Origin of the sequence: Bathymodiolus azoricus thioautotrophic gill symbiont, from assembly GCF_001298715.1 — a bacterium.
Classification (GTDB): Bacteria; Pseudomonadota; Gammaproteobacteria; order PS1; family Pseudothioglobaceae; genus Thiodubiliella.
In genome coordinates, this window is the sequence record NZ_CDSC02000168.1 from 1 (window position 1) to 2,445 (window position 2,445).

The window sequence follows — 2,445 nt, forward strand, 5'->3', positions numbered from 1 at the left end:
AAATTGGTTAAATGTTCTGCCATTTCCTCATAAACTTCACTACGCAAAACATCGTCTTCTCTTCTTTCATTGTATTTTTCAACTAAGGATTGCATTTTTTTGGAAAAATCAATTCCTTTTACCTTATTGACTTTCTTTATTTCTCCAATGGCTTTTGCTAAGAGATATTGAAGCAACTTTATTTTAGTGTTTGGCAGTTTTATCTTGTCTATTTTTGCTAAGTAATCTTCATCAAAAAGGTCTTGTTCAGTTTGGGCTTCATCGCCGAGTTTAAATATTTCCTGTACACCATCACTTTCCAAGGCACCTTTTATCATTTCACGAACTTTAGCGTTCATTTGTGCTGTATCAGGCACACTTCCTTTTGTAAGTTTAAAAACGATTGAACGAACAGCTAAATAGAAGTGAGTATAATCTCGCTCGATTTGTGTTAATTGATCACTTCCAGAACAAATATCATAAGCCATTTTCAGGCGTTTTACCAAACCCATAAAACGAGTTTCAAGCTCTTTGGTCAGTTGCACATATTCGGCTGCCATATTCAAAGCATTCAATTGCTCTAATGTGGCGCCACTAAAATATTTTGAATTATCAAATTTGTGAAATATTTTAGCTAAAAGATCTAAATGATTTCGAACAACAATCAAGGATTCTTGAATATCTTCAAAAATACCTTCATCTTCTTTATTATATTTTGCTAAAGCAAGATTCATCTGCTTTTTAATACCGATATAATCAACAACTAGCCCTTTGTTTTTTCCTTTGAATTTTCGGTTTACTCGTGAAATGGTTTGAATTAAGTTGTGTTGCCGAATTGGCTTGTCAATGTAGATCGAATCTAAGAAAGGAATATCAAAACCTGTTAGCCACATATCAACCACAATGGCTATTTTGAAATTAGATTTTTCATTTTTAAATTGCCTGTCCAATTCTTTTCGATGGTCTTTTGTACCCAATAAATCGTACATTTCTTTAGGGTCGTCTTTACCTCTGGTCATTATCATTTTGATACGCTCCATGGGTTTAATTTCCCTTTTTTCTTTATCGGTCAGTTCAGTGCCTTCTTCTGCAGCCCTTACTTCTGCCCATTCAGGTTTTAGCGCAATGATATTTTTATAAAAATCATAGCCGATTTTACGACTACTACAAACAAACATTGCTTTGCCTTTGACGCTTGATCCTTCTGAAATTCTTTTACTGTAATATTCTACAAAATCTTTCGCCAAGGCTTGTAAGCGCTTAGGGTCGCCCAGAATAGAATTCATCGTGGCAGTTGCTTTTTTACTTTTTTCTATTTGATATTCATTAGCCCCTTCTTTCGCAGGCTTCTTCATAATATTTCTCAATTTCCTCTAACTTGCTGTTGTGTAAAACTACTGTGGCTGCACGGCCTTCATGAACAATCCCTACAGTGATTTCATCTCTTACCGATTCAGCCGTGGTGTAGCTATCCACCACCTTGCCAAACACATCTAAAGTGGCATCAATTGGCGTGCCTGTAAAACCTACAAAAGTTGCGTTAGGCAATGAATCGTGGAGGTATCTTGCAAAACCAAAGGTCTTTTTAACGCCTTTTGAAGTAATTTTTACTTTTTGGTCTAAATTGGTTTGGCTTCTATGGGCTTCATCTGAAATACAAATTATATTTGTTCTTTCGGTTAGCAGTTCTGTGTCTTCCGTGAATTTATGAATGGTGGTTAAGAAAACACCACCGCTTCTTCTGCCTTGCATCAAGGTTCTTAATTCTGCTCTGCTTTCTACGCTCTTTATATTATCGTCACCAATAAAACTTTTAGCATTGGTAAATTGTCCTGAAAGTTGGTCGTCTAAATCCGTTCTATCGGTGATTAAAACAATGGTTGGACTTTCAAAATGCTCACTTTTCATTAACAGGCGAGTGAGGTAGAGCATAGTAAAACTCTTACCACTTCCCGTTGCACCAAAGTAGGTTCCGCCTTTTCCATCTCCATTAGGTTTTTCGGCTTTTTTAATATTCTCATACAACGCACGAGCTGCATAATATTGAGGATAGCGACAAACTATTTTCTCATCCTTTTTTGAAGTATCTGGAATGTAGATAAAGTTTTGAATAATATCTCGTAATCTGTTTTGATTAAACATTCCTTGAACAAGGGTAAACATACTGTCAATACCATCTACATCTTTTGCCAATCCTGCAACTCTACGCCAAGCGTAGTAAAATTCGTAAGGGGCAAAAAATGAACCTGCTTTGTTGTTTACTCCATCACTTATTACGCAAAAGGCATTGTATTTAAAAAGTTCGGGAATATCTCTTTTGTAGCCAATGGTTAATTGTTCAAAAGCATTATGTATTGTGGCTTCTTCTCGAATAGCAGATTTGAATTCAAATACCACAACAGGCAAACCATTAATATAAATAATGCCGTCTGGTATGCGTTTTTCTGACCCGATAATTTCCAATTG

The 2,445-nt window shown here is 35.7% G+C and carries 1 pseudogene; it reads right to left on the reverse strand.

Annotated features, from left to right (window positions below):
• A pseudogene (locus BAZSYMA_RS03345) lies at positions 1–2,445 on the reverse strand (type I restriction endonuclease subunit R); the annotation flags it as partial.